At 72.5% G+C, this 19,887-nt stretch carries 20 protein-coding genes and 1 tRNA gene; 8 read left to right on the plus strand and 13 right to left on the minus strand.

Annotated elements, in window-relative coordinates; all coding sequences use genetic code 11:
• Positions 1 to 38: 38 nt before the first annotated feature.
• The gene (locus AOQ37_RS36485; protein ID WP_510185332.1) at positions 39 to 875 is read right to left on the minus strand and encodes a Sco1979 family transcriptional regulator; all 837 of its coding nucleotides are present in this window, start codon (positions 873 to 875) and stop codon (positions 39 to 41) included.
• A 362-nt stretch (positions 876 to 1,237) separates the two neighbouring features.
• Here AOQ37_RS36485 and AOQ37_RS36490 point away from each other — a divergent pair, with 362 nt between their 5' ends.
• Positions 1,238 to 1,723 (plus strand): ATP-binding protein, encoded by a 486-nt coding sequence (locus AOQ37_RS36490; protein WP_062651213.1) that lies wholly within the window; start codon positions 1,238 to 1,240, stop codon positions 1,721 to 1,723.
• Positions 1,724 to 1,876: 153 nt separating this feature from the next.
• On the opposite strand, the gene AOQ37_RS36495 is transcribed toward AOQ37_RS36490, so the two are convergent.
• The 5 genes from AOQ37_RS36495 to rpmG all read right to left on the minus strand — a co-directional run bounded on the left by AOQ37_RS36495 (position 1,877) and on the right by rpmG (position 5,043).
• Positions 1,877 to 2,095 (minus strand): DUF397 domain-containing protein, encoded by a 219-nt coding sequence (locus AOQ37_RS36495; RefSeq protein WP_052183895.1) that lies wholly within the window; start codon positions 2,093 to 2,095, stop codon positions 1,877 to 1,879.
• Between the two features lie 1,124 nt (positions 2,096 to 3,219).
• Positions 3,220 to 3,456 carry a 30S ribosomal protein S18 gene (gene rpsR, locus AOQ37_RS36505; RefSeq protein ID WP_062651217.1) on the minus strand — a complete coding sequence of 79 codons (237 nt, stop codon included), beginning with the start codon at positions 3,454 to 3,456 and terminating at the stop codon, positions 3,220 to 3,222.
• Positions 3,457 to 3,460: 4 nt separating this feature from the next.
• Positions 3,461 to 4,609 (minus strand): CobW family GTP-binding protein, encoded by a 1,149-nt coding sequence (locus AOQ37_RS36510; RefSeq protein ID WP_062651219.1) that lies wholly within the window; start codon positions 4,607 to 4,609, stop codon positions 3,461 to 3,463.
• Positions 4,606 to 4,869, minus strand: coding sequence for a type B 50S ribosomal protein L31 (locus tag AOQ37_RS36515; protein ID WP_062651221.1), 264 nt, complete (start codon positions 4,867 to 4,869; stop codon positions 4,606 to 4,608). The genes AOQ37_RS36510 and AOQ37_RS36515 overlap by 4 nt, the downstream gene beginning before the upstream one ends.
• Positions 4,870 to 4,878: 9 nt before the next feature.
• Positions 4,879 to 5,043, minus strand: coding sequence for a 50S ribosomal protein L33 (rpmG, locus tag AOQ37_RS36520; RefSeq protein ID WP_062651223.1), 165 nt, complete (start codon positions 5,041 to 5,043; stop codon positions 4,879 to 4,881).
• Positions 5,044 to 5,117: 74 nt separating this feature from the next.
• On the opposite strand from rpmG, the gene rpmB reads away from it, so the two are divergent.
• The 4 genes from rpmB (at position 5,118) to AOQ37_RS36540 (ending at position 7,110) form a co-directional block, all read left to right on the plus strand.
• Positions 5,118 to 5,354 carry a 50S ribosomal protein L28 gene (rpmB, locus tag AOQ37_RS36525; protein ID WP_062651224.1) on the plus strand — a complete coding sequence of 79 codons (237 nt, stop codon included), beginning with the start codon at positions 5,118 to 5,120 and terminating at the stop codon, positions 5,352 to 5,354.
• Entirely contained in the window at positions 5,354 to 5,659 is a 306-nt protein-coding gene (gene rpsN, locus AOQ37_RS36530) for a 30S ribosomal protein S14 (protein ID WP_062651227.1), read from the plus strand. The genes rpmB and rpsN overlap by 1 nt, the downstream gene beginning before the upstream one ends.
• 141 nt (positions 5,660 to 5,800) lie before the next feature.
• Positions 5,801 to 6,328 (plus strand): hypothetical protein, encoded by a 528-nt coding sequence (locus AOQ37_RS36535; protein WP_062651229.1) that lies wholly within the window; start codon positions 5,801 to 5,803, stop codon positions 6,326 to 6,328.
• Positions 6,329 to 6,564: 236 nt separating this feature from the next.
• Positions 6,565 to 7,110, plus strand: coding sequence for a DUF4232 domain-containing protein (locus tag AOQ37_RS36540; protein ID WP_062651231.1), 546 nt, complete (start codon positions 6,565 to 6,567; stop codon positions 7,108 to 7,110).
• A gap of 69 nt (positions 7,111 to 7,179) precedes the next feature.
• Here the strand turns inward: AOQ37_RS36540 and AOQ37_RS36545 are convergent, their stop codons facing one another.
• Positions 7,180 to 8,403: a DUF2786 domain-containing protein gene (locus AOQ37_RS36545; RefSeq protein WP_062651233.1), complete on the minus strand. Its 1,224-nt coding sequence runs from the start codon at positions 8,401 to 8,403 to the stop codon at positions 7,180 to 7,182.
• Positions 8,404 to 8,494: 91 nt separating this feature from the next.
• Here AOQ37_RS36545 and AOQ37_RS36550 point away from each other — a divergent pair, with 91 nt between their 5' ends.
• Both AOQ37_RS36550 and AOQ37_RS36555 read left to right on the plus strand, forming a co-directional pair.
• The gene (locus AOQ37_RS36550; RefSeq protein ID WP_062651235.1) at positions 8,495 to 9,262 is read left to right on the plus strand and encodes a Clp protease N-terminal domain-containing protein; all 768 of its coding nucleotides are present in this window, start codon (positions 8,495 to 8,497) and stop codon (positions 9,260 to 9,262) included.
• A 310-nt stretch (positions 9,263 to 9,572) separates the two neighbouring features.
• Positions 9,573 to 11,321, plus strand: a complete 1,749-nt coding sequence (locus AOQ37_RS36555) for a bifunctional 3'-5' exonuclease/DNA polymerase (protein WP_062651237.1) — start codon at positions 9,573 to 9,575, stop codon at positions 11,319 to 11,321.
• A 403-nt stretch (positions 11,322 to 11,724) separates the two neighbouring features.
• Here AOQ37_RS36555 and AOQ37_RS39355 read toward each other — a convergent pair whose 3' ends face one another.
• From AOQ37_RS39355 to AOQ37_RS36570, 3 genes are all read right to left on the minus strand, one after another.
• Positions 11,725 to 14,049: an AfsR/SARP family transcriptional regulator gene (locus AOQ37_RS39355; RefSeq protein WP_078890558.1), complete on the minus strand. Its 2,325-nt coding sequence runs from the start codon at positions 14,047 to 14,049 to the stop codon at positions 11,725 to 11,727.
• A gap of 480 nt (positions 14,050 to 14,529) precedes the next feature.
• Positions 14,530 to 15,423: a glycosyltransferase family 2 protein gene (locus tag AOQ37_RS36565; protein ID WP_062651265.1), complete on the minus strand. Its 894-nt coding sequence runs from the start codon at positions 15,421 to 15,423 to the stop codon at positions 14,530 to 14,532.
• 329 nt (positions 15,424 to 15,752) lie between these two features.
• Positions 15,753 to 16,175, minus strand: coding sequence for a hypothetical protein (locus AOQ37_RS36570; protein WP_062651239.1), 423 nt, complete (start codon positions 16,173 to 16,175; stop codon positions 15,753 to 15,755).
• A 64-nt stretch (positions 16,176 to 16,239) separates the two neighbouring features.
• Between AOQ37_RS36570 and AOQ37_RS36575 the strand changes: the two genes are divergently transcribed.
• Entirely contained in the window at positions 16,240 to 17,205 is a 966-nt protein-coding gene (locus AOQ37_RS36575; protein ID WP_062651241.1) for a D-2-hydroxyacid dehydrogenase family protein, read from the plus strand.
• A 7-nt stretch (positions 17,206 to 17,212) separates the two neighbouring features.
• On the opposite strand, the gene AOQ37_RS36580 is transcribed toward AOQ37_RS36575, so the two are convergent.
• The 3 genes from AOQ37_RS36580 to AOQ37_RS36590 form a co-directional block, all read right to left on the minus strand.
• Positions 17,213 to 17,641, minus strand: a complete 429-nt coding sequence (locus AOQ37_RS36580) for a hypothetical protein (protein WP_159401429.1) — start codon at positions 17,639 to 17,641, stop codon at positions 17,213 to 17,215.
• A gap of 305 nt (positions 17,642 to 17,946) precedes the next feature.
• Positions 17,947 to 18,020 (minus strand) — tRNA-Thr (locus tag AOQ37_RS36585).
• 108 nt (positions 18,021 to 18,128) lie between these two features.
• Entirely contained in the window at positions 18,129 to 19,706 is a 1,578-nt protein-coding gene (locus AOQ37_RS36590) for an alpha/beta hydrolase (protein ID WP_062651245.1), read from the minus strand.
• Positions 19,707 to 19,887 lie beyond the last annotated feature (181 nt).

Genomic DNA, 19,887 nt, shown 5'->3' on the forward strand with positions numbered 1-19,887 from the left:
GGAGTTGGGGCCGTTCTCCAGGTGCTCCAGGGGAATCCCTAGGACAGCTGGATCAGCCCGCGCAGGATGTCCCGGCTCTCGTCCGGTCCGGGGCTGTCCTGCTGGAGTTCCTTCAGCGCCTGCTCGTACTGCGCGACGTCCTCGCGCTTGTCGAGGTACAGGGCGCTGGTGAGCTGCTCCAGGTAGACGACGTCCTGGAGGTCGGACTCCGGGAAGCTCAGGATGGTGAAGGCGCCCGACTCACCGGAGTGCCCGCCGAAGCTGAACGGCATCACCTGAAGGCGCACGTTGGGGCGCTCGGAGATCTCGATCAGATGCTGGAGCTGTCCGCGCATGACCTCGCGGTCGCCGTACGGGCGGCGCAGCGCCGCCTCGTCGAGCACGATGTGGAAGTCGGGGGCGCTCTCGGCGACGAGGTACTTCTGCCGCTCCAGACGCAGCGCCACACGCCGGTCGATGTCGGCCGCGTTCGCGCCCTTCATGCCCCGGCTGACGACCGCGTGGGCGTACGCCTCGGTCTGGAGCAGGCCGTGCACGAACTGGACCTCGTACGCCCGGATCAGCGCGGCCGCGCCCTCCAGGCCGACGTAGGTGGGGAACCAGTTGGGCAGGACGTCCGAGTAACTGTGCCACCAGCCCGCCACGTTGGCCTCACGGGCGAGTCCCACGAGCGCCTGGCGCTCGGTGTCGTCCGTGATGCCGTACAGCGTCAGCAGGTCCTCCACGTCCCGGGTCTTGAAGCTCACCCGGCCCAGTTCCATCCGGCTGATCTTCGACTCCGAGGCCCTGATCGAGTATCCCGCCGCCTCGCGCGTGACGCCTCGCGCCTCGCGCAGTCGCCGTAGTTGCGAGCCGAGCAGCATCCGCCGCACCACCGATCCGGGCTCTCCCGCGCTCACGTTCGCCAGCCTCCCCAACCGTCTTAGGGGCCGCAGTCTGCCACTAAAACACTTCGAGCAGTACTCGTCCGATTACAGAGATGGAAAGAAGACAAAGGATACGTACAGCGCGATGCGAGGGAACAGTGAGGGGAAAGCAAGGGAAGTGGCCCTGATGGGCGAGAAGTTGGCGGAAAAAATGGCCAAGAAGCGGTACGGGCGGGTCCATTTCGGTCACGTGCACGTGCATCTGCCCTTGCATCCGCAGTGCGCATCCGAAACCATGGTCTCGCGCCACCGCTGCATCGCAACGACCGCGAATCCCGGGAGTGCCTCGCATGGGGACGAATGGATCGACCATGCTCGAGCCGTTACGGCAGGGCCTTCCGCCGCTTGATCCCGCGGCCGTGTCCAACGCCGCCTCGTGTGCCCTGCCCGCCCGCTTCGAAGCGGTGCGCGAGGCCCGGCAGTTCACCAAGAGGACCCTCGGACAGTGGGACGTCGGCGACCGGTTCGACGACGTCTGTCTGGTCGTCTCGGAGCTGGTGACCAACGCGCTGAGACACGGGCTGTCCTCCGACGACGTCCCGCACGTACCGGACCGGCAGCACCCGCCCGTGCGGCTGCACCTGATGCGCTGGACCGAGCGGCTCGTGTGCGCGGTGCGCGACCCCAGCCGGGAGAGCCCGCTGCCCCGCGAGAGCGACGACTTCTCGGCGGAGTCCGGCCGCGGTCTGTTCCTCGTCGACTCCTTCGCCGACGGCTGGGGCTGGCACCCGCTGTCCGGCAGCCTGGGCGGCAAGGTCGTCTGGGCGCTGTTCCGGCTGCGCACGCCTGCCGAATGACGAACCGCGGCGCGTTCTGACGCCGCGGTTCTACGCGCGTTGTCCGCCGTTTTCACGTGACAGTTCCGAAAATCCCGCCACGCGTGGACGTGGGGCGGAGGTCAGCGGAGGACAGGCGGAAACGGGCGGGGCGGGTGCGGGCGTCGCGGGCCGTCAGCTCGCGATCAGGTGGTCGAACTCGCCGTCCTTGATGCCGAGCAGCATCGCCTCGATCTCCGCGCGGGTGTAGACGAGCGCGGGACCGTCGGGGAAGCGCGAGTTGCGCACGGCCACGTCACCGCCCGGCAGCCGCGCGAACTCGACGCAGGAACCCTGCGAGTTGCTGTGCCGGCTCTTCTGCCAGGCAACCCCGTACAGCTGTGTGGCCGTCATGCCGTTGTACACGTCGTGCCCCCCGTCAACGTGGTGGTCCACAGGTCGCTCCCTGGTGGTGCACTGGCTCGTGTGGCCATTGGTGCCGTGGTCAACTGTCCCGGATCATAACCCCGTTCATGTGCAGCCGCATGAGCAGATGCACGTGCACGCGGGGTGCCTGCGTGGTTACAGCTTTGACGCCCGCTTTACCCGGCGTTCCGACCCGTGTGTCCAGGTCGGCGGTCGACGTCGGGTGCGGGCCAAAGTCGTCCGGATCGAACCACTCGTGCACTAGGAACAGACGCGTGGCACGGCCGTCCTGTTCCGCCGGCACGGATACGGATCGGTTCGCGGGCCCCCGGCGCGCGGCTCCGCGGCCGTCCGAAGCGAGCGGTTCCGGCGGATGTCCGGCATCCGCTCGGCACGGTAGGGCTTCCCCCCGGATGTGGCTCCGCCGGGGGTGCGCCAGGGCGGCGGGGCGGCCGGCGGTGATGCGGCCGGACACACCTCCGTCGTCCCGGCCGTCACCGAAACCGCCCCACACCTGTCCGTCCGAGGACGGCGCGACCCGTCCGTCTCCCCGGGCCGGAATCCGGGACGTCCCGCACGCCGGTGCGCGACGGCGACGGGCCGCCACTCCGGCGCAGGAGGGTCAGGTCGTCCGCGATGCGGGCCCGGGGCAGCCTCGCGCCGTACCGCCGACTCGGCCTGTTGCGGGGCCGACTGTGGTGCGGGACGACCGGCGCGAGTAGACGGCGCCGGTGAATCCGCTCGTACGCATGACGTTCGCCCCCTACGGAGACAGCAGGGCCATGAGTACGGGGGAACGCCCCGCGCAGGGGACGCGAGTGGACGCGGGGGGCGCGTACAGGACAGATGCTGGGGGGGGTGGGGCTGCGGTTGGGCCTGGGCGGGGCGGAGGTTGGCGCGGGGTGGGCCCGGGGGGGCCTGGCTTGTGGCGACCCGGGGCCCGCCAGAGTCGGTGGGCGCCGTGGCGGGCGGGGCCGGTGGGGTCGGGGTGAGTCGGGGTCGGGGCCGGTTGGCGTCGGGGTGAGTTGGGGCGCCGGTGGGCGCCGTGGCGGGTCGGGGCGCCGGTGGGCGTCGGGGTGAGTTGGGGTCGGTGGCGTCGGGATGGGTTGGGGTCAGTGGGGGGTGGTGCAGGGGAGGAGGGCCATTTCCCGGGCGGTTCTGATCGCTCGGGACAACCGGCGTTGCTGCTGGGCGGAGACGCGGGTGACGCGACGGCTGCGGATCTTGCCTCGGTCGGAGAGGAACTTCCGCAGGAGGTCGGTGTCCTTGTAGTCGATGTACGTGATCTTGGCTTGGTCGAGCGGGTTGGGGCGGGGCTCGGCGGCCCGGCGCTCGGTCTTGCGGGGCATGGGGTCAGACCTCCAGGAGGGTGTCGAAGGCGGGCGGCAACCGCTTCCAGGCGGCCCGGCCGGCGGCGTACTCGGCATCGGTGAGCAGGCAGGACTCGAGGAGGTGCGCCAGGCCGTCGCGGTCGAGCCCGGGAGACGTGAAGACCAGGTGCTGGCAGCGGTCGCCGTGCTCGGGGTGCCAGTCCAGCGCGGCGGCGGCGCGGCGCACCGGCGGGACCAGGTCCCAGGCCGCGTCGGGCAGGGACGCCAGCCACGGACCGGCCGACTCCACGCACAGCGCGCCGCCGGCCGCGTCCCAGTGGAGCAGGACGTCGGGCCTGTCGGCGAGCCAGAACCGCCCCCGGCTGCGGGCGGCGGCGCAGGTCAGATCCTCCAGTGCCGTGTACAACCGCTCCGGGTGGAAGGGGCGGCGCCGGTGCCAGACGAAGGTGCTCACCCCGTGCGCGTCGGCCTCGGCGGGCAGCAGCGCGCAGGCCGGGTGCTGGGCGGCGGCGGCCGACTCGACGTCGAAACCGGCCAACACCGCCCGGGCGAGGTCCGACCGTGCATCCGCACGGTCGGCGGCCCCGATCCGGACCTGGCGCGCCGTCGGGTGCAGCTGGGCCAGCAGTTCGCGGTCCTCGTCGTCGGCCTCCTCGGAGTCGACGACGGCCAGCACGGGCGCGTACTCCAGCTGGCGCGCGAAGGTGTCGGCGACCGTGCGCCGGTCGGTGGCGGCCGCGGCGAGGCCGCGGTCGGCGAGGTCGTCGCCGTTGCCGAGACAGGGCAGGAGCAACGCCGGGTCGACGGCGGTGACGACCCCGGTGACCGTGAGCCCGCCGGCCACGATCACCTCGGCCATCGCCTTGGGCTCGACGGAGTCCCACAGTTCGACGACCGCGAGCCGTGTGCCGCCGTCGTCGGCGAGGCGGCGCAGCTCGGGGACGAGGTCCTCGCGCAGGGCGCAGCAGGCGCAGTCGTCGACCAGCGGTGTCTCACCGGCGGAAAGGATGCCGGTGGCGTCGGCGACGGTCCGTACGACCGTGCCCGCCACGGCCGTCGAGAGGTCGTGGTGGAGGACGACGCTGCCCGGGACGTCGGCGAGCAGCCGCGCGACCGTCGTCCGGCGGGCGTCGGCGTGCAGTCCGCCGACGATCACGACCGACAGGCTCACGCCCCGCCCTCCTTGCCGTAGCGGCGCTCGAAGCGCTCGACCCGCCCGGCCGTGTCCAGGACGCGGGCGGTGCCGGTGTAGAAGGGGTGGCTGACGGAGGAGATCTCGACGTCGACGACGGGGTAGGTGTTGCCGTCCTCCCACTCGACGGTCTTGCCGCCGGTCGTGGCGGTCAGCGTCGAGCGGGTGAGGAAGGCGTGGTTCGCGGCGCGGTCACGGAAGACGACGGGACCGTAGGCGGGGTGGATTCCCTTGCGCATGACGGAGGTTCAGCGCTCCTCTCGGAAGTCGACGTGACGGCCGACGACGGGGTCGTACTTGCGCAGGGTCATGCGGTCCGGGTCGTTGCGGCGGTTCTTGCGCGTCACGTAGGTGTAGCCCGTTCCCACCGTGGACCGGAGCTTGATGACCGGGCGGAGTTCGTTGCGTGCCATGCTGATACCTTACTGAAAATGACATCCATTAGCATCACCGGCCCTGGCGCCGACCGAGGAGAGGTAAGTCACCCGTGTCCGCCCACTGCATGCTGACCGGCGCCCGGCCGGGCTTCGGCAACCGCATCTCCCACTCCCACCGGCGCACTTCGCGCCGCTTCGACCCGAACATCCAGTCCAAGCGCTACTGGTTGCCCAGCGAGGGCCGCCACGTACGGCTGCGACTGAGCACGAAGGGCATCAGGACCGTCGACACGATCGGTGTCGAGGCGGCCGTGGCGCGCATCCGCGCGCGGGGGGTGCGGGTCTGATGGCGAAGAAGAGCAAGATCGCGAAGAACCGCGCACGGCAGGAGACCGTCGCGCGGTACGCGGCGCGGCGGGCCGAGCTGAAGGAGATCATTCGGCGGCCGTCCTCGACGGCGGCCGAACGGGCTTCCGCGCAGCGCGAATTGCGCGCCCAGCCGCGGGACGCGTGCGCGACCCGGGTGCGCAACCGGGACCAGGTGGACGGGCGCCCGCGCGGGTACGTCCGTACCTTCGGCCTGTCGCGGGTGAATCTGCGGGAGCAGGCTCACGCGGGGCACCTGCCCGGAGTGCGGAAGTCGTCCTGGTAGTCACAGGCCGCCCCCGGTGTTCCGCGAGGGCTTGCTGGTAGCTTGCTGCGGTCCCCTACCGGTCCGTACGGCCTCACGGTCCGCGCGGTCGGCGGTCCGTGCGGTCGACCCGGTCGGCCGGCTACAGCTTGGGAGCTTGCAGTGACTTCGGCGATCCTCACGCGGAGCGCGTCCCGACGGCCGGTGCGGGCCACGGTCGTCGCCGTGGCCGCCGCGCTGGCGGGCGTGCTCGTGCTGACCGGGTGCAGTGACGACGGGGGGGCCGACGACGGCTCCTCGGCGACGCCCACGACGGCGACCGGGGGCACGAGCGGCGCGACGGACTCCGCGTCCGCCTCGGCCTCCGTCTCGGCCTCCGGCGAACTGGAGGGCAGCTGGCTCGCCACGACGGACGGCAAGGCCGTCGCCCTGATCATCACCGGCAAGCAGGCCGCCCTCTTCGTGACCGGCGGGACCGTGTGCAGCGGGACCGCGGGCGAGGAGGCGGGCATGCAGATGATCCACCTCAAGTGCACCAGCGGGAAGGGCGACCGGACGACCGGCATGGTCGACTCCGCCGACGCGAAGTCCCTGGAGGTCACCTGGTCCGGTGCGGTCGGCAAGGAGACCTTCACCAAGGCGGAGAGCGGCCAGTGGCCGTCGGGACTGCCGACCCCCGGCCTCGGATAGCGCCTCTCGGGCCCATCCCCGCCTCGGACAGCGCTTCTCGGGCCGATTCCTGGCCTCGACAGCGCCTCTCGGGCCGACTCCCGGCCTCGGACAGCGCCTCTCGGGCCCGTATCGGCTTGCCAAGGCTCGCGCCGCCCGGATGTTCGGGGTGCCACGGGAGCGGGGGCGCGCGACACGTGCACGCGCGCGTGCGTGATGATCCTTCGAGCACCGTCACGAAACCCTAGGGATCACTCATGCGCGCCGTTCCCCTGACCGTCACCGCTCTTGCCGCGGCCCTGCTCCTCACCGCCTGCGGAGGCGGGGACGACAGCGGCTCCGACACCGACGCGAGCAAGGCCTCCGAATCGACCGCCTCCGCCGGCGGCGCCTGCGCCGCCGGTGACCTCGGGCAGGAGGTCGGCCCCGTCAACGCCGCCCCCGCCGCGGGGGACAGCGGAAACGTCACCGTCACGCTCACCAACAAGGGTGCCGAGTGCACCCTGAACGGCTTCCCCACCGTCGACCTCACCTCCGACGGCGGCTCCGCGAGCGTGCCGAAGGACGAGGCCGCCGAGGCGCAGGCGCTGACCCTCCCGGCGCAGGGCACCGCCACCTTCACGATCACCTACGTGCGCGGCGCGGACGGCGGCGACGAGAGCCTCGCCGTCAAGACGGTGAAGTACGGCCTGCCGGGCGGCTCGGCCGACCAGAGCTTCCCCTGGTCGTACGGCGATGTCGCCCTCAAGAGCGGGAAGGTGCCGGACGCCACGGTCAGCGCCTTCCAGCAGGCGGGCGACTGATCAACCCGGCAGCGACCGGCCCACCCGGCGCCGGCCCCGCCCAGGTGTCACGGGAGCCGGCCGGGGGCGTCACGGCAGTCGTGGCCGGGACCGCATCCTGGCCCGGTCCGCCGCTTCGGAGCCCTCGTTCCAGCCCGCCTCGTCGGTGACTCCGCGCAGGCGGGTGGAGACCGTGGCGGGGAACATCCGGTCCGTCGCGGCGGTGACCGCGACCTCGCGGGAGGCGAGGACCGGCAGCAGCTCGTCGGTCACCTGGGTCTCGGCGGCGGCGGTGACCTCGCCCAGACGGGTGCCGATGCGGTGGGCGTAGGCGGCGAGGAAGGATTGCCGGAAGGTCTTGGTCCGCTTGCGGCCACCGGCCCGCTGGGCCGCCTCCGCCTTCGCCATCGCGGACTGCGCCTGCACCAGCAACGAGGTGTAGAGGAGCTCCACCGCCTCCAGATCGGCCTCGAAGCCGACGACCGTGGAGAAGGCGAAGGACTCGTTCCACACCGCCCGGCAGTGGTTCGCGTCGGCGACCGCGCCCAGCAGCACCGCCTTCGCCTGCTCGTACGGCGGCTCGACGCCGATCCGGCAGGCGCCGGGCGCGTCCGGGGAGGGCGCCTGGGCGTCGAGCAGGGCCTCGTCGACGCTGTGCCGGGCCATCAGCTCCTGCGCCTTCGCCGTGAGCGCCTCCGCCTCCTGCGGAAACCCGGTCGCCTCGGCCTTGGCGAGCAGCGCGCGGATACGGGTGAGCATGCGGGGATGCGAGCCCGGACGGGACTGCCGGTGCGCCTCGGGCTCCTGGAGGGGTTCGAGGGCGGGCAGGCGCAGCAGCAGGCGGTAGAGCTCCAGGACCGTGGTGGCGTGCGAGAAACGGTCGGTGGCGGGCGGGGGCGCTGTGTCGGCGGACAGCTCCTCCAGCTGGGCCGCCCAGCGCCGCCCGCGCGCCCGGTCGTCGCGCGACTGCGTCCGGATCAGCTGTGCCACCAGGTCCACGTGGACGTCGTCCAGCTCGCGCCGTACGAACCGTACGAGGTCGGCGGGCTGCCAGCCCCGGCGCCAGGCCGTCGCGACGAACTCCGTGCCCCGCCGGTTCAGTTCGGCGTCCGCCGCGCGGTCTGCGGCCAGGAGCGAGGCGCCGGTGTCGAGGGCGGTGTCGGCGGTGTCGTAGAGCGCGGTCCGGAAGGCCCGTTCGACGGTGCGGGCGCCGGGCCGGTCGTCGCCGGGCCGGTCGTCGCCGGGGGTGCCGTGGTCGGTGCCGCTGTCGTCGGTGCTGCCGTGGTCGGTGCTGCCGTGGTCGGTGCTGCTCACCGGTCGATCGTGTCACGGAGTAGGGCGCCGCGGCCGACGGGAGTGACAACCTCGGGTTGACACTCCTCCACTGTCAACCTACGGTTGACACATGACGTCTCCACGACCCGGCACCACCTCGTCCGTCCGTCTCGACGACCTCATCGACGCCATCAAGAAGGTGCACGACGAGCCGCTCGACCAGCTCCAGGACGCCGTCATCGCCGCCGATCACCTGGGCGATGTGGCGGACCATCTGATCGGCCACTTCGTCGACCAGGCCCGCCGCTCGGGCGCCTCCTGGACCGACATCGGCCGGAGCATGGGCGTCACCCGGCAGGCCGCCCAGAAGCGGTTCGTGCCGAAGGAGTCGGCCGGCCTCGACGCGAGCCAGGGCTTCGCCCGCTACACCCCCCGCGCGCGGAGCGTGGTCATGGCCGCCCACCACGCGTCCAGGACCGCCGGCAACGCCGAGGGCCTGCCCGCCCACCTCGTCCTCGGCCTGCTCGCCGAGCCGGAGGCCCTCGCGGCGAAGGCGATCACCGATCAGGGAGTCTCCCTGGAGGCGGTCCGCGAGGCCGCGACCGCCGCGTTGCCGCCGGCCGTGGAGGAGGTGCCCGAGCTGGTCCCCTACGGCCCGGACGCCAAGAAGGTCCTGGAACTCACGTTCCGCGAGGCGCTCCGCCTCGGCCACAACTACGTCGGCACCGAGCACCTCCTGCTGGCGCTGCTTGAGTTCGAGAACGGCGAGGGCGTTCTCAGCGGCCTCGGCGTCGACAAGCCCGGCACGGAGCGGTACGTCGCGAAGGTCCTGGCCACGATCTCGGTGACGCAGACGCAGATGCAGACGCAGGAGCAGGAAGAGGAACAGGAGCAATAGCAGGAGCAGTAGCAAGAGCAGTAGCAAGAGCACGGCCAGAAGCGCGGGCCGGGGCAGGGACACGTGCAGGGGCAGTAACCGGCGCGCGGGCCGGAGAAGGCACCGGGGCAGTGCCCGGTGCGCGGGCCGGGGCAGCGGTCCGGGAGCGGCAGCGGGAGCTAGGGCGGGAGTCGGGCACGCCGCCCGCGCATCGCACGGGTACGGCTTGCACAGCGGCGGGCGCGGTAGCGGGAGCTAGGGCGGGAGCGGTAGCGGGAGCGGGCGCCGCTGCCGTCGGGCCGTTGTCAGACCCCCCTGCCACACTCGCGGTATGGCCGACCGGTGGGCACTCGCTCCGGCCGAGGACGGTGGCGTGGAGCTCGCCCCCCTCGGTCCCGGCGGGCTGCCCACCGGTCCGGTGCTGCGGGAGGCGGACCTGGCCCGGGCCGTGCGCGAGCGGCCCGACGTCACCCGGTGGGTCTGGCGTTCCACGGCCGAGGTGTATCCGCGACTGCTCGCCACGGGGGTGCGAGTAGAGCGGTGCTACGACGTCGAGGACGCCGAGACCCTCCTCCTGGGCCACGAGGGGCGCTCGGGCGAGCCCCGCTCGGCGGCGGCCGCGCTGGCCCGGCTGCGCGGCGGCCCAGTACCGCCCGACCCACCGCAGCGCTCCGCCGTGCCCGGCGCGCAGTCCTCGCTGTTCGAGGCACAGGACACCGCCGTCCGGCTGCCGCTCGAAGACCTGCTCGCCGTCTACGCGGAGCAGCAGCGACGGCACGAACGGGCCGAACACCCGGCGCGGATGAGGCTGCTGACGGCGGCCGAGTCGGCAGGGATGCTGGTGGCGGCAGAGATGAACCGGGCCGGGCTGCCGTGGAGCGCGGAGGTGCACCGCACGGTCCTGCACGACCTGCTCGGCGAGCGGTACGCGGGCAGGGGTGAGCCCCGGCGGCTGGCCGAGCTGGCCGACGAGGTGTCGGCCGCCTTCGGGCGCCGGGTCCGTCCCGACCTGCCCGCCGACGTGGTGAAGGCCTTCGCGCAGGCCGGCATCCGGATCAAGTCCACCCGGCGCTGGGAGATCGAGTCCCTCGACCACCCGGCCGTGAAGCCGCTGATCGAGTACAAGAAGCTGTACCGCATCTGGGTGGCCCACGGGTGGTCCTGGCTCCAGGACTGGGTGCGGGACGGGCGGTTCCGGCCGGAGTTCCTCGCACACGGCACGGTCACCGGGCGCTGGGTGACCAACGGCGGGGGCGCCCTCCAGATCCCCAAGGTCATCCGGCGGGCCGTGGTCGCCGATCCGGGCTGGCGGCTCGTCGTCGCCGACGCCGACCAGATGGAACCACGCGTGCTGGCGGCGATCTCCCGTGATCCCGGGCTGATGGAGGTCGCCGGCCGGGAGAGCGACCTCTACCAGTCCGTCTCCGACCGCGCCTTCTCCGGTGACCGCGCCCAGGCGAAACTCGCCGTCCTCGGCGCGGTGTACGGCCAGACCTCCGGGGACGGTCTGAAGAACCTCGCCGCACTCCGCCGCCGCTTCCCGCGCGCGGTGGCGTACGTCGACGAGGCGGCCCGGGCGGGTGAGGAGGGACGGCTAGTGCGGACGTGGCTCGGCCGGACCTGCCCGCCGGCGACCGGCGCGGGGGACGAGGGCACGGAGGAGGCCGGCATCCCCGTCGACCCCGCCGACCTCGGCGGTCCTGGCGGCTCCGGCGGTCCTGGTGGTCCTGGTGGGGACGACGAACTCTCCGCCGACCGGCAGTGGGTGCCGGGGTACGCCTCGACCAACGCCCGCGCGCGTGGCCGGTTCGCCCGCAACTTCGTCGTCCAGGGCAGCGCCGCCGACTGGGCGCTGCTGCTGCTCGCCGCGCTACGGCGCACCTGTGCGGGGATGGCGGCCGAGCTGGTCTTCTTCCAGCACGACGAGGTGATCGTGCACTGTCCGGAGGAAGAGGCCGAAGCGGCCGTCGCCGCGATCCGGGAGGCGTCCGACCTCGCCGGACGGCTGACGTTCGGGGATTCACCGGTGCGGTTCCCGTTCACCACGGCGGTGGTGGAGTGCTATGCCGACGCGAAGTGAGCCTGGGGAGCGTGCCGGGGTGACCTGGCGGCGGTCGGCCGGTCTGGGTGGGCCTCATGGCCGGGGGCCGCTGCGGGGATGACGGGCGGGGTGACCAGGCGGAGGTCGACAGCCGGGCCGGCTTGGGTGAGCCTCACGGCCGGGGAGCTGCGGTTGGGGAGGGGCGGGGTGACCAGGCGGAGGTCGACAGCCGGGCCGGCTTGGGTGAGCCTCACGGCCGGGGGGCTGCGGGCGGGGAGGGGCGGTGAGGTCGGCGGCGTGCGGCGGCGGCGTATCGGCGGCGGCGCCCGCTGCGGGGATGACGGGGGGGGAGGTTGGCTGGTCGGGGCTGGGCGGGGCACGTCGTGTCGTATCGGCGGGGTGACCGGACTCCGGCGGACCGGGCCGGGAACGCGGCGGCGCCTCATCGGTGCACGTGAGGCCCGTGTCTCCGGCTTGCCCTGCTGGACAGGTCCTGGGCCGGCTCTGATCCCGGCGGGTCGCCCTTCGCCGACGCGGATCGCGCCGACGGGGACTTCGCCGACTCGGACTTCACCGACGGGGATTTCGTCGACTCGGGCTTCGCCCCTTCAGCGTTCGCCAGCTCGCGGGCGAAGTCACGGACGAGGTCGTGCGGGGTGTAGTGGCCATACGCGTGCTCCTCGAGGAGCGCCACGTCGACGAGCCGGTTCAGGGCCGCTTCGGCGCGGCGCTCGTCGGTGCCGGTGAGCCGGGCCAGGAGCGGGGCGTCGTACGCGGGCAGGTCCAGCGTGCCGATACGGCACAGGGCGAGGGCCGCGTCCCGGTCGGCCTGCCGTCTGGAGGCGGTGAGCGCGTCGTGGGCGACGGCCAGGGAACGGCGGACGCTGAGATCGTCGTACTCCAGCTGGGACAACCTGCTTGCCGTATGCGCCAGTTGACCGGCCAGCCCGTCCGGGGTGAGGGCACCGCGTGCGGCGAGCCTGGCGGCGACGACACGCAGCGCGAGCGGGAGCCGGCCGGTGAGACCGACGAGGGGATGGTTCGCGTCCAGAGCGGCGCGCCCCTCCCCCGGACCGGAGGCAGCGCGCAGCAAGGCCGCACTGTCCTCGCCGGACAGCGGTCCGAGCGGAAAGCGGAGGGCGCCGTCGAGCGCGGTCAGCGGTGAGCGGCTGGTGGCGATCACGGCGCAGCCGGGGCCGGCCGGCAGCAGCGGACGGACCTGGGAGGCGGTCGCGACATCGTCCAGCACGACGAGCGTGCGGGTCGGCGCGAGCAGGGTTCTCAGCAACGCGGCTGCGGCGTCCTGGTGTTCGGGGATGTGCCGGGGTTCGGTGCCGAGGTCGCGCAGCAGGGCGGTGAGCGCCTGGGGTGCGGTGAGGGGGGTCGTGCCGGGGGTGGCGCCGTGCAGGCGGAGGTAGAGCTGTCCACTGGAGAAACGTTCCTTCAAGGCGTGGGCGACGTGCAGCGCGAGCGCGCTCTTGCCCACGCCGGCCATACCGCTCAGGACAACGACCGGGCCGCCCGTGGCAAGGGTGCGGTGGATGCGCCGCAGGGTTTCGACGCGGCCGGTGAAGTGGGCGGGGGGTGGGGGCAGTTGTGCGGGACGGAGTGCGGACGGTGTCGGAGCCGAGGCCGGAGTCGGGGACGGTGTCGGAGCCGAGGCCGGAGTCGGGGACGGAGTCGAGGCCGAGGCCGAAGTTGAAGCCGAAGCCGTAGTCAGGGCTGAGGCCGAAGCCGAGGTCGAAGCCTGAGCCGGGACCGGGGCCGAAGTCAGGGCCTCCGCCGGAGCCGAGATCGAGGTCGAAGCCGGGGCCGAGGTCGAGGTCAGTGCCGGAGCCGAGGCCGATGTCAGTGCCGCAGCCGGGGAAGAGACCGGAGCCGCAGCCGGGGACAAGGGCGGAGCCGAGGCCGGAGTCGCGATCGAAGACCGGGGATCGGCTGGCATCGCGATCGAAGACCGGGGATCGGCTGGCGTCGGGGACAGGATCTGTACGTGGGCGTCGCGTATCGCCGGGCCCGGTTCGATGCCGAGTTCCTCGACGAGGCGGGCGCGCAGGTCGCGATGGACGGCGAGGGCCTCGGCCCGGCGGCCGGTGCGGTGCAGGGCGAGCATCAGCTGGCGGTGGTAGGCCTCGCGCAGCGGATGCTCGGCGGCCAGTGCCGTCAGCTCCGGGACGAGTCGCTCGAACCGCGTTTCGCCGACCGCGAGTTCGGCGTCGTAGCGCCACTCCAGCAGGAGCAGCCGGGCCTCCCGCAGGCGTCGCACGAAGGCATAGCCGCCCAGGTCGGACGGGAGTCCGCTCAGCGGAGTGCCCCGCCACAGCGCGAGTGCCGCCGCGCATTCGCGCCCGACACGTTCCCAGTTCCGGGCGGCGTGCGCGCCCCGGGCCGCGGCGACATGCCGCTCGAACACATGGACGTCGAGCTCACCGTGTTCGACCCGGAGCCGGTAGCCGGGCGGCACCGCGCGCAGCCGCTCGGGGTCGTCGAGCAGCCGGCGCAGCCGGGTGACGTGGTTGTGCAGCGAGGCCTGGGCGGACGTCGGCGGCGCGCCGCCCCACAGCGCCTCCTTGAGCGACTCCACCGGGACGATCCGGCCCGCGTCGAGGAGCAACGACGCCAGCAGGGCACGTACTTTCGGGCTGCGGACGATGTCGTAGGGAGGGACGCACGCCTCGCGGTCGGCGTCCTGTGTGTCGGCCGCGTACAGGACAGGCGGGCCCAGCAGTCCGAACCGCAGCCCGTACCGCCGCATCACGCCGCCCATCGCCTTTCCACGCCCGGTCCGCGCCGAGAGCCTGTATCCGGATCGCCTTGCAGAGTTGCCGTGCAGCGTGCCTTGAACTGCCGTACCGAGTTGCCGTGCAGCGTGCCTTGCGGAGTCGTTCCGCCCAGGCACTCCGCCGAGTCGTTCCGTCGAACCGCTCCGTCGAACCGCTCCGTCGAGGCGCTCCACCGAGGCGCAAGGCACCCCCGGGAGGACTCGGCCGCATCCTCGGGAACACCGGGTGACCAGCGACGACGCGACGTACCGTCGGCCACATGTTAGCGATCCGTTGGCGCGATCTGATGTGATCACATCATCGGAATCGGCCCGACGGTGCGCGCGTATCCACGCGCAACTCGGGGGAGTGTCGCCGCCGCGGCCGGATCCGGGGGCGCGCGGGGCCTCGGTCGGCGGAGGTGACCGACCGGGCCCTGCGCCCCGTTCCGTTCCGTGCCGGTCGCCGAGCGTCCCGACGGCTCCTCAGATGACCGGCGGCCTGCCCAGCCGGGTCAGCCGCCACACCGTCCGCCACTTCATGGGCCGGCGATGTCCGGCCGGGTTGCGCAGGCCCTCCGCGAATCCGCCGAACCATGCTTTGAGGCCGGCGAGCGACCGCGTGCGCAGGAGGGTGACGGCGATCCAGACGCCGAGGTGGACCGGGATGAGGAGCAGCGGAAGGTTGCGCCGGACCAGCCAGACCCGGTTCCGGGCCGTGACCCGGTGGTATATCGCGTGCCGTGCGGGCGACGTCTTGGGGTGTTGGAGGAGCAGCTCGGGCGCGTAGAGGATCTTCCAGCCCGCGTCGGTGGCCCGCCAGGCCAGGTCGGTCTCCTCGTGCGCGAAGAAGAACTCGGCGGGCCAGTCGCCGGTCTCCGCGAGCATGGCCATGCTCAGGGCGTGGCCGCCGCCGAGGAACCCGGTGACGTACCCGCCCTGCATCGGGTCCGAGGCGCCGACCCGCGGCACATGGCGGCGCTGGGTCTCGCCGTGCTCGTCGGCGATACGGAAGCCGACGATGCCGAGGCGCGGGTCGGCGGCGTACAGGTCGCGCACGCGGCTCAGCACATCGGCGTCCACGAGCAGCCCGTCGTCGTCCAGCTCGACCACGACGTCCACGTCGCCGTACTCCCTCAGCCGGGCGAGGGCGACGTTGCGGCCGCCGGGGCAGCCGAGGTTCTCGTCGACGTCGATGGTGGTGACCTCGCCGGGCAGGAAGAGACGGCCCGCGAAGTCGGGGAGTTCGCAGCCGTTGCCGACGATCACGATGCGGGCGGGTGCCAGGTCCTGCTTGGCCACCGACTCCAGCAGCGCGTCGACCTCGGCGGGCCGGTTGCCCATGGTCACCACGGCCACGGCGATCCTCGGCTCCGCCACGTCCCCGATGTCGCCCACGTCCCCCACGTCCCTCACGTCCCTCACTCCGTCCGGCCCTCGACGCGATCGCGCCCCGTCCACGCGCGGGCCCGTCGTTCACCTAGATGTTGCCTCAGGTGCGGGCGTTGCTCCGACGCCGCCTCATTTTGCTTCCGTTTTATGCCGGTTCTGCGTAAGCGGACCCCGCCGATCCTGTCCTGCTCACGCCGATGTCGGTGTACGTCGCCACTGGATACGTCGGCCCCGGACAGGTCGACTCAGCCGTACCGCTCTCAAGCGAGTCGGCTCAGCCACACCCCTCTCAACCGCGTCGGTTCAGCCGCGTCGGTTCAGCCGCGTCGGTTCTCCCTGCGCCGGACGAACTTGAGTCCCGACCAGTCCTCCCCCAGTGCGGCGACCTTGACGTCCACGAGGCCGAGGGGGAGGAAGAGGTCACGCAGGGCGTTCTCGGTGAGGTCGCTGACGTGTCCGGCCGCCTTGCGGGGCCAGGCGATCCAGAGCATGGCGTCGTCGGCGAGGTCGCGGACGAGGGCCGGGGTCTCGGCGGCGAGGGCGGCGTGGTCGCGGTAGAAGGCCACGGTGATGTCGGCGTCGCGGGGCCCGCCCGGGGCGAGGTGGACGCCGTCGGGCAGTCCGGGGACGTCCCAGCCGTCCGGGGCGTGCCGCAGTCGCACCCGGTGGCCGGGCCTGACGCCGAGCTTCCGGGCGAGCGGGGTGCCGGAGCAGCCGCCGGTCGCGGCCGAGTCGCTCACGGGCTCACCGTAGCCTCGGACCGGACCCGCACCCGGTCGGAACACCTCACCAGGAGGAAAAGCCGTGCCCTTCCGCTGTGCCGTGCTCGACGACTTCCAGAACGTCGCGACGACCCTCGCCGACTGGTCGGCACCCGCGTCGGGAGAGGAACTGGAGGTCGTCGCCTTCACCGGGCATATCGGCGACGAGGACGAACTCGCTGCGGCGCTGGCCGACTTCGACTGTGTGGTCACCCTGCGCGAGCGCGTCCCCTTCCCGGCGTCGCTGCTGGACCGCCTCCCCCGGCTGCGTCTGCTGATCGCCTCCGGCATGCGCAACTCGGTGATCGACTACCCGGCGGCGCAGGCGAACGGCGTGACGGTGTGCGGCACGGAGAGTTCCTCGACTCCGCCGGTGGAGCTGACGTGGGCGTTGCTGCTGGGCCTGGCCCGGGGCCTCGTCCAGGAGAGCACGGCCCTGCGGGAGGGCGGCCCCTGGCAGTCGACCGTCGGCGCCGACCTGCACGGGCGTCGGCTCGGACTGCTCGGTCTGGGGAAGATCGGGAGCGCGGTCGCCCGGGTGGGTCTCGCCTTCGGGATGGAGGTGAGCGCGTGGAGCCGGAACCTGACGGCGGAGCGGGCCGCGGAGGTGGGCGTGCGGCGGGCCGCCTCGAAGGAGCGGCTCCTCTCCGAGAGCGACTTCGTCTCGATCCACCTCGCCCTGAGCGACCGCACCCGGCGACTGCTCGGCCCCGCCGAACTGGCGCTGCTCAAGCCGACGGCGTACCTGGTGAACACCTCACGGGCGGCGATCGTCGACCAGGACGCGCTGCTGGCGGCGCTGCGCGAGGGCCGTATCGCGGGCGCGGGCGTCGACGTCTTCGACGTGGAGCCCCTCCCCGACGACCACCCTATGCGGACGGCTCCTCGCCTCCTGGCCACTCCCCACCTGGGGTACGTCTCCCGCGCGAACTACGAGCGGTACTACGGACAGGCGGTGGAGGCAATCCGGGCGTATCTGGCGGGAACGCCGGTACGGGTGCTGGGCTGACGCCGTGTCACGCCTCTTTTCCGTAGGGCCCGGAGCCGTGGGCCGGACGGAGTCCCAAAGCCTCGTCGACGGCGAGTGACGATTCGATCAGGCGTTCACGCGGAACGGCGGGGATCCGGAAGGCGTTTCCGGCGACCTCCGCCAGAAACGCGTCCGGCAGATCGACCGCGTCCTTCTCCACATCGTGGCCGAGGTCCCAACGCCAGACCCACTCACCGTCGCTCAGCACGGACGATCCACCCCGGACCCGCCCCTCCCCGGCCACCACGTCGGGACAACTCTCCGAGACGTCGAGGAGCGGACGCCCTGCCCTGAGGTAGGCGACCGCATCACTCACCGGACAGGACGCGGGCTTCCCCAGGGCCTCCTGGATGTCTTCGGCGTACACAGCAGGCCCTCGGGGTTCGAGCTGTCGACAGAACCCGACGAAATGCACCGCGCCTCACCCTCTTCGATGGCCGGCGGCGACCGGGCTGGTTCCCGACCGCTCGAGGCGGTAGGTGATGGACGGATCACACCTTTCGGAGGACGCGAGGCGGTGCGCGGGCGAGGTCTTCGTGCCCGCTCCCCCGGTGCCCGATCCGGGTCCCACTGAGACCGGAACCGAGACCAGCGCTGAGATCCTCGGCAGCGCCGCGCGCCCCGCGCGCCACGCCCCGCGCGCCGCGCGCAGAATCGTCCCCGCATCCGAGAAAAGCAAAAGCCCCAGGTCACGGCGAGTGAGTCCTGAGGCTTCGGCAGAGCCGCCTTCGGGATTCGAACCCGAGACCTACGCATTACGAGTGCGTTGCTCTGGCCATCTGAGCTAAGGCGGCGCGCTGTCCACACCATGGTGCGATCAGCAACGTCGGTAAGTCTACACAGTTTCCAGGGGTGCTCCGAACAGGCCCCGGGAGCGGTCCTCCCGGGGCCCGCGACGGCGCCTACGTGCAGCGCTTGCCGGCCGCCGGAGGGGTTCCGTGGAGCAGATAGGTGTCGATCGCGGAGTCGACGCAGGCGCTGCCGCGGCCGTACGCGGTGTGGCCGTCGCCCACGTAGGTGAGGAGACGGCCCGAGGCGAGCTGGCCGGCGAGGGACTTGGCCCAGCGGTACGGGGTCGCCGGGTCGCGGGTCGTGCCGACGACGACGATCGGGGCGGCCCCCTTCGCCTCGATGCGGTGCGGCTCGCCCGTGGGCCGCACCGGCCAGTAGGCGCAGTTCAAGGAGGCCCAGGCGAGGCCCTCGCCGAAGACCGGGGACGCCTTCTCGAAGGACGGCAGCGCCTTCTCGACCTGGCCGGGGGTGGAGAAGGCCGCGGGGAGGTCGAGGCAGTTCACGGCCGCGTTGGCGGCCATCAGATTGGCGTAGCGGCCGTCGGCCTCCCGCTCGTAGTAGCTGTCGGACAGGGCGAGCAGGCCCGCGCCGTCCTTGTCCTTGATCGCCGAGGTCAGCGCCTCGCGCAGCTGCTCCCAGGTGCTCTCGTCGTACATCGCCGCGATCACGCCGGTGGTGGCGAGCGCCTCGCCGAGCTTGCGGCCGTCCGGGTCGCCGGTGGGGATCGGGCGGGTGTCGAGGGCGCGGAAGAATGCCTTGAGGTTCGCGCCGACCTTGGCGGGAGCCGTGCCCTTGGCGCCGAGCGGGCAGTCGGACCGCGTGGCGCAGTCCTTCGCGAACGACTGGAACGCCGTCTCGAACCCCGCGGTCTGGTCCAGGTTCAGTCGGCGGGCGGGCAGCGAGGGGTCCATCGCGCCGTCCAGGACGAGCCGGCCCACCCGGTTCGGGAACAGCCCCGCGTACGTCGCGCCCAGGAACGTCCCGTACGACGCCCCCACGTACGTCAGCTTCCTGTCGCCCAGGACCGCGCGCAAGATGTCCATGTCACGGGCCGCCTCCACCGTGGAGACGTGCCGCAGCAGCCGCGCCGAGTGGGCGCCGCAGCTCTCCGCGAACTCCTTGTACGCGTCGACGAGTTCGGCGGTCTCCCGCTGGTCGTCGGGGGTGGTGTCCGTCTGGGTGTAGGTGTCCATCGCACGCCCGTCGAGGCACTTCACCGGCTCGCTGCGGGCCACGCCCCGCGGGTCGACGGCGACCATGTCGTAGCGGGCACGCACCCCGGCGGGGTAGCCGATCCCGGCGTACTGCTGGAGGTAGCCGACCGCCGAGCCACCCGGTCCGCCCGGGTTCACCAGCAGTGAGCCGAGCCGCTTGCCGGGGCCCGTCGCCTTCTTGCGGGCGACCGCGAGCCGGACGTCACCGCCGCCCGGATCGGCGTAGTCGAGCGGCGCCTTCAGCGTGGCGCACTCGAAGCCGGGCACACCGCAGGCACGCCAGCTCAGCTTCTGCCCGTAGTACGGCGCGAGCGCCGACGGCGTGGCCCGCGGCAGCGCGACGAGCGCCGCCACCGCCGTGGAACCGGCGGAGCTGGTCGTCTCCGCGGCGGAACAGCCGGAGACGAGCAGCGCGGCGAGCGAGAGGACGGTGACGCCGGTACGGGACCTGCGGGGGGAGCGCCTGAGGTACATCCAGCGAGCGTAACTCTGCGCGATGAACCGAACGCCGTGCGTACGCGAACGGACACGGACGAGTGACGCCGTCAACTCAAGATCGACGTCGACCGTCAACCCAAGATCGAATTCGCACGTCCACCCGAGACCGACGTCGACCGGTCGACGTCACCGCCGACCCGTTCGTCAGCCCGCTCTC

The organism is Streptomyces maremycinicus, from assembly GCF_001184025.1.
Taxonomy (GTDB): domain Bacteria; phylum Actinomycetota; class Actinomycetes; order Streptomycetales; family Streptomycetaceae; genus Streptomyces; species Streptomyces maremycinicus.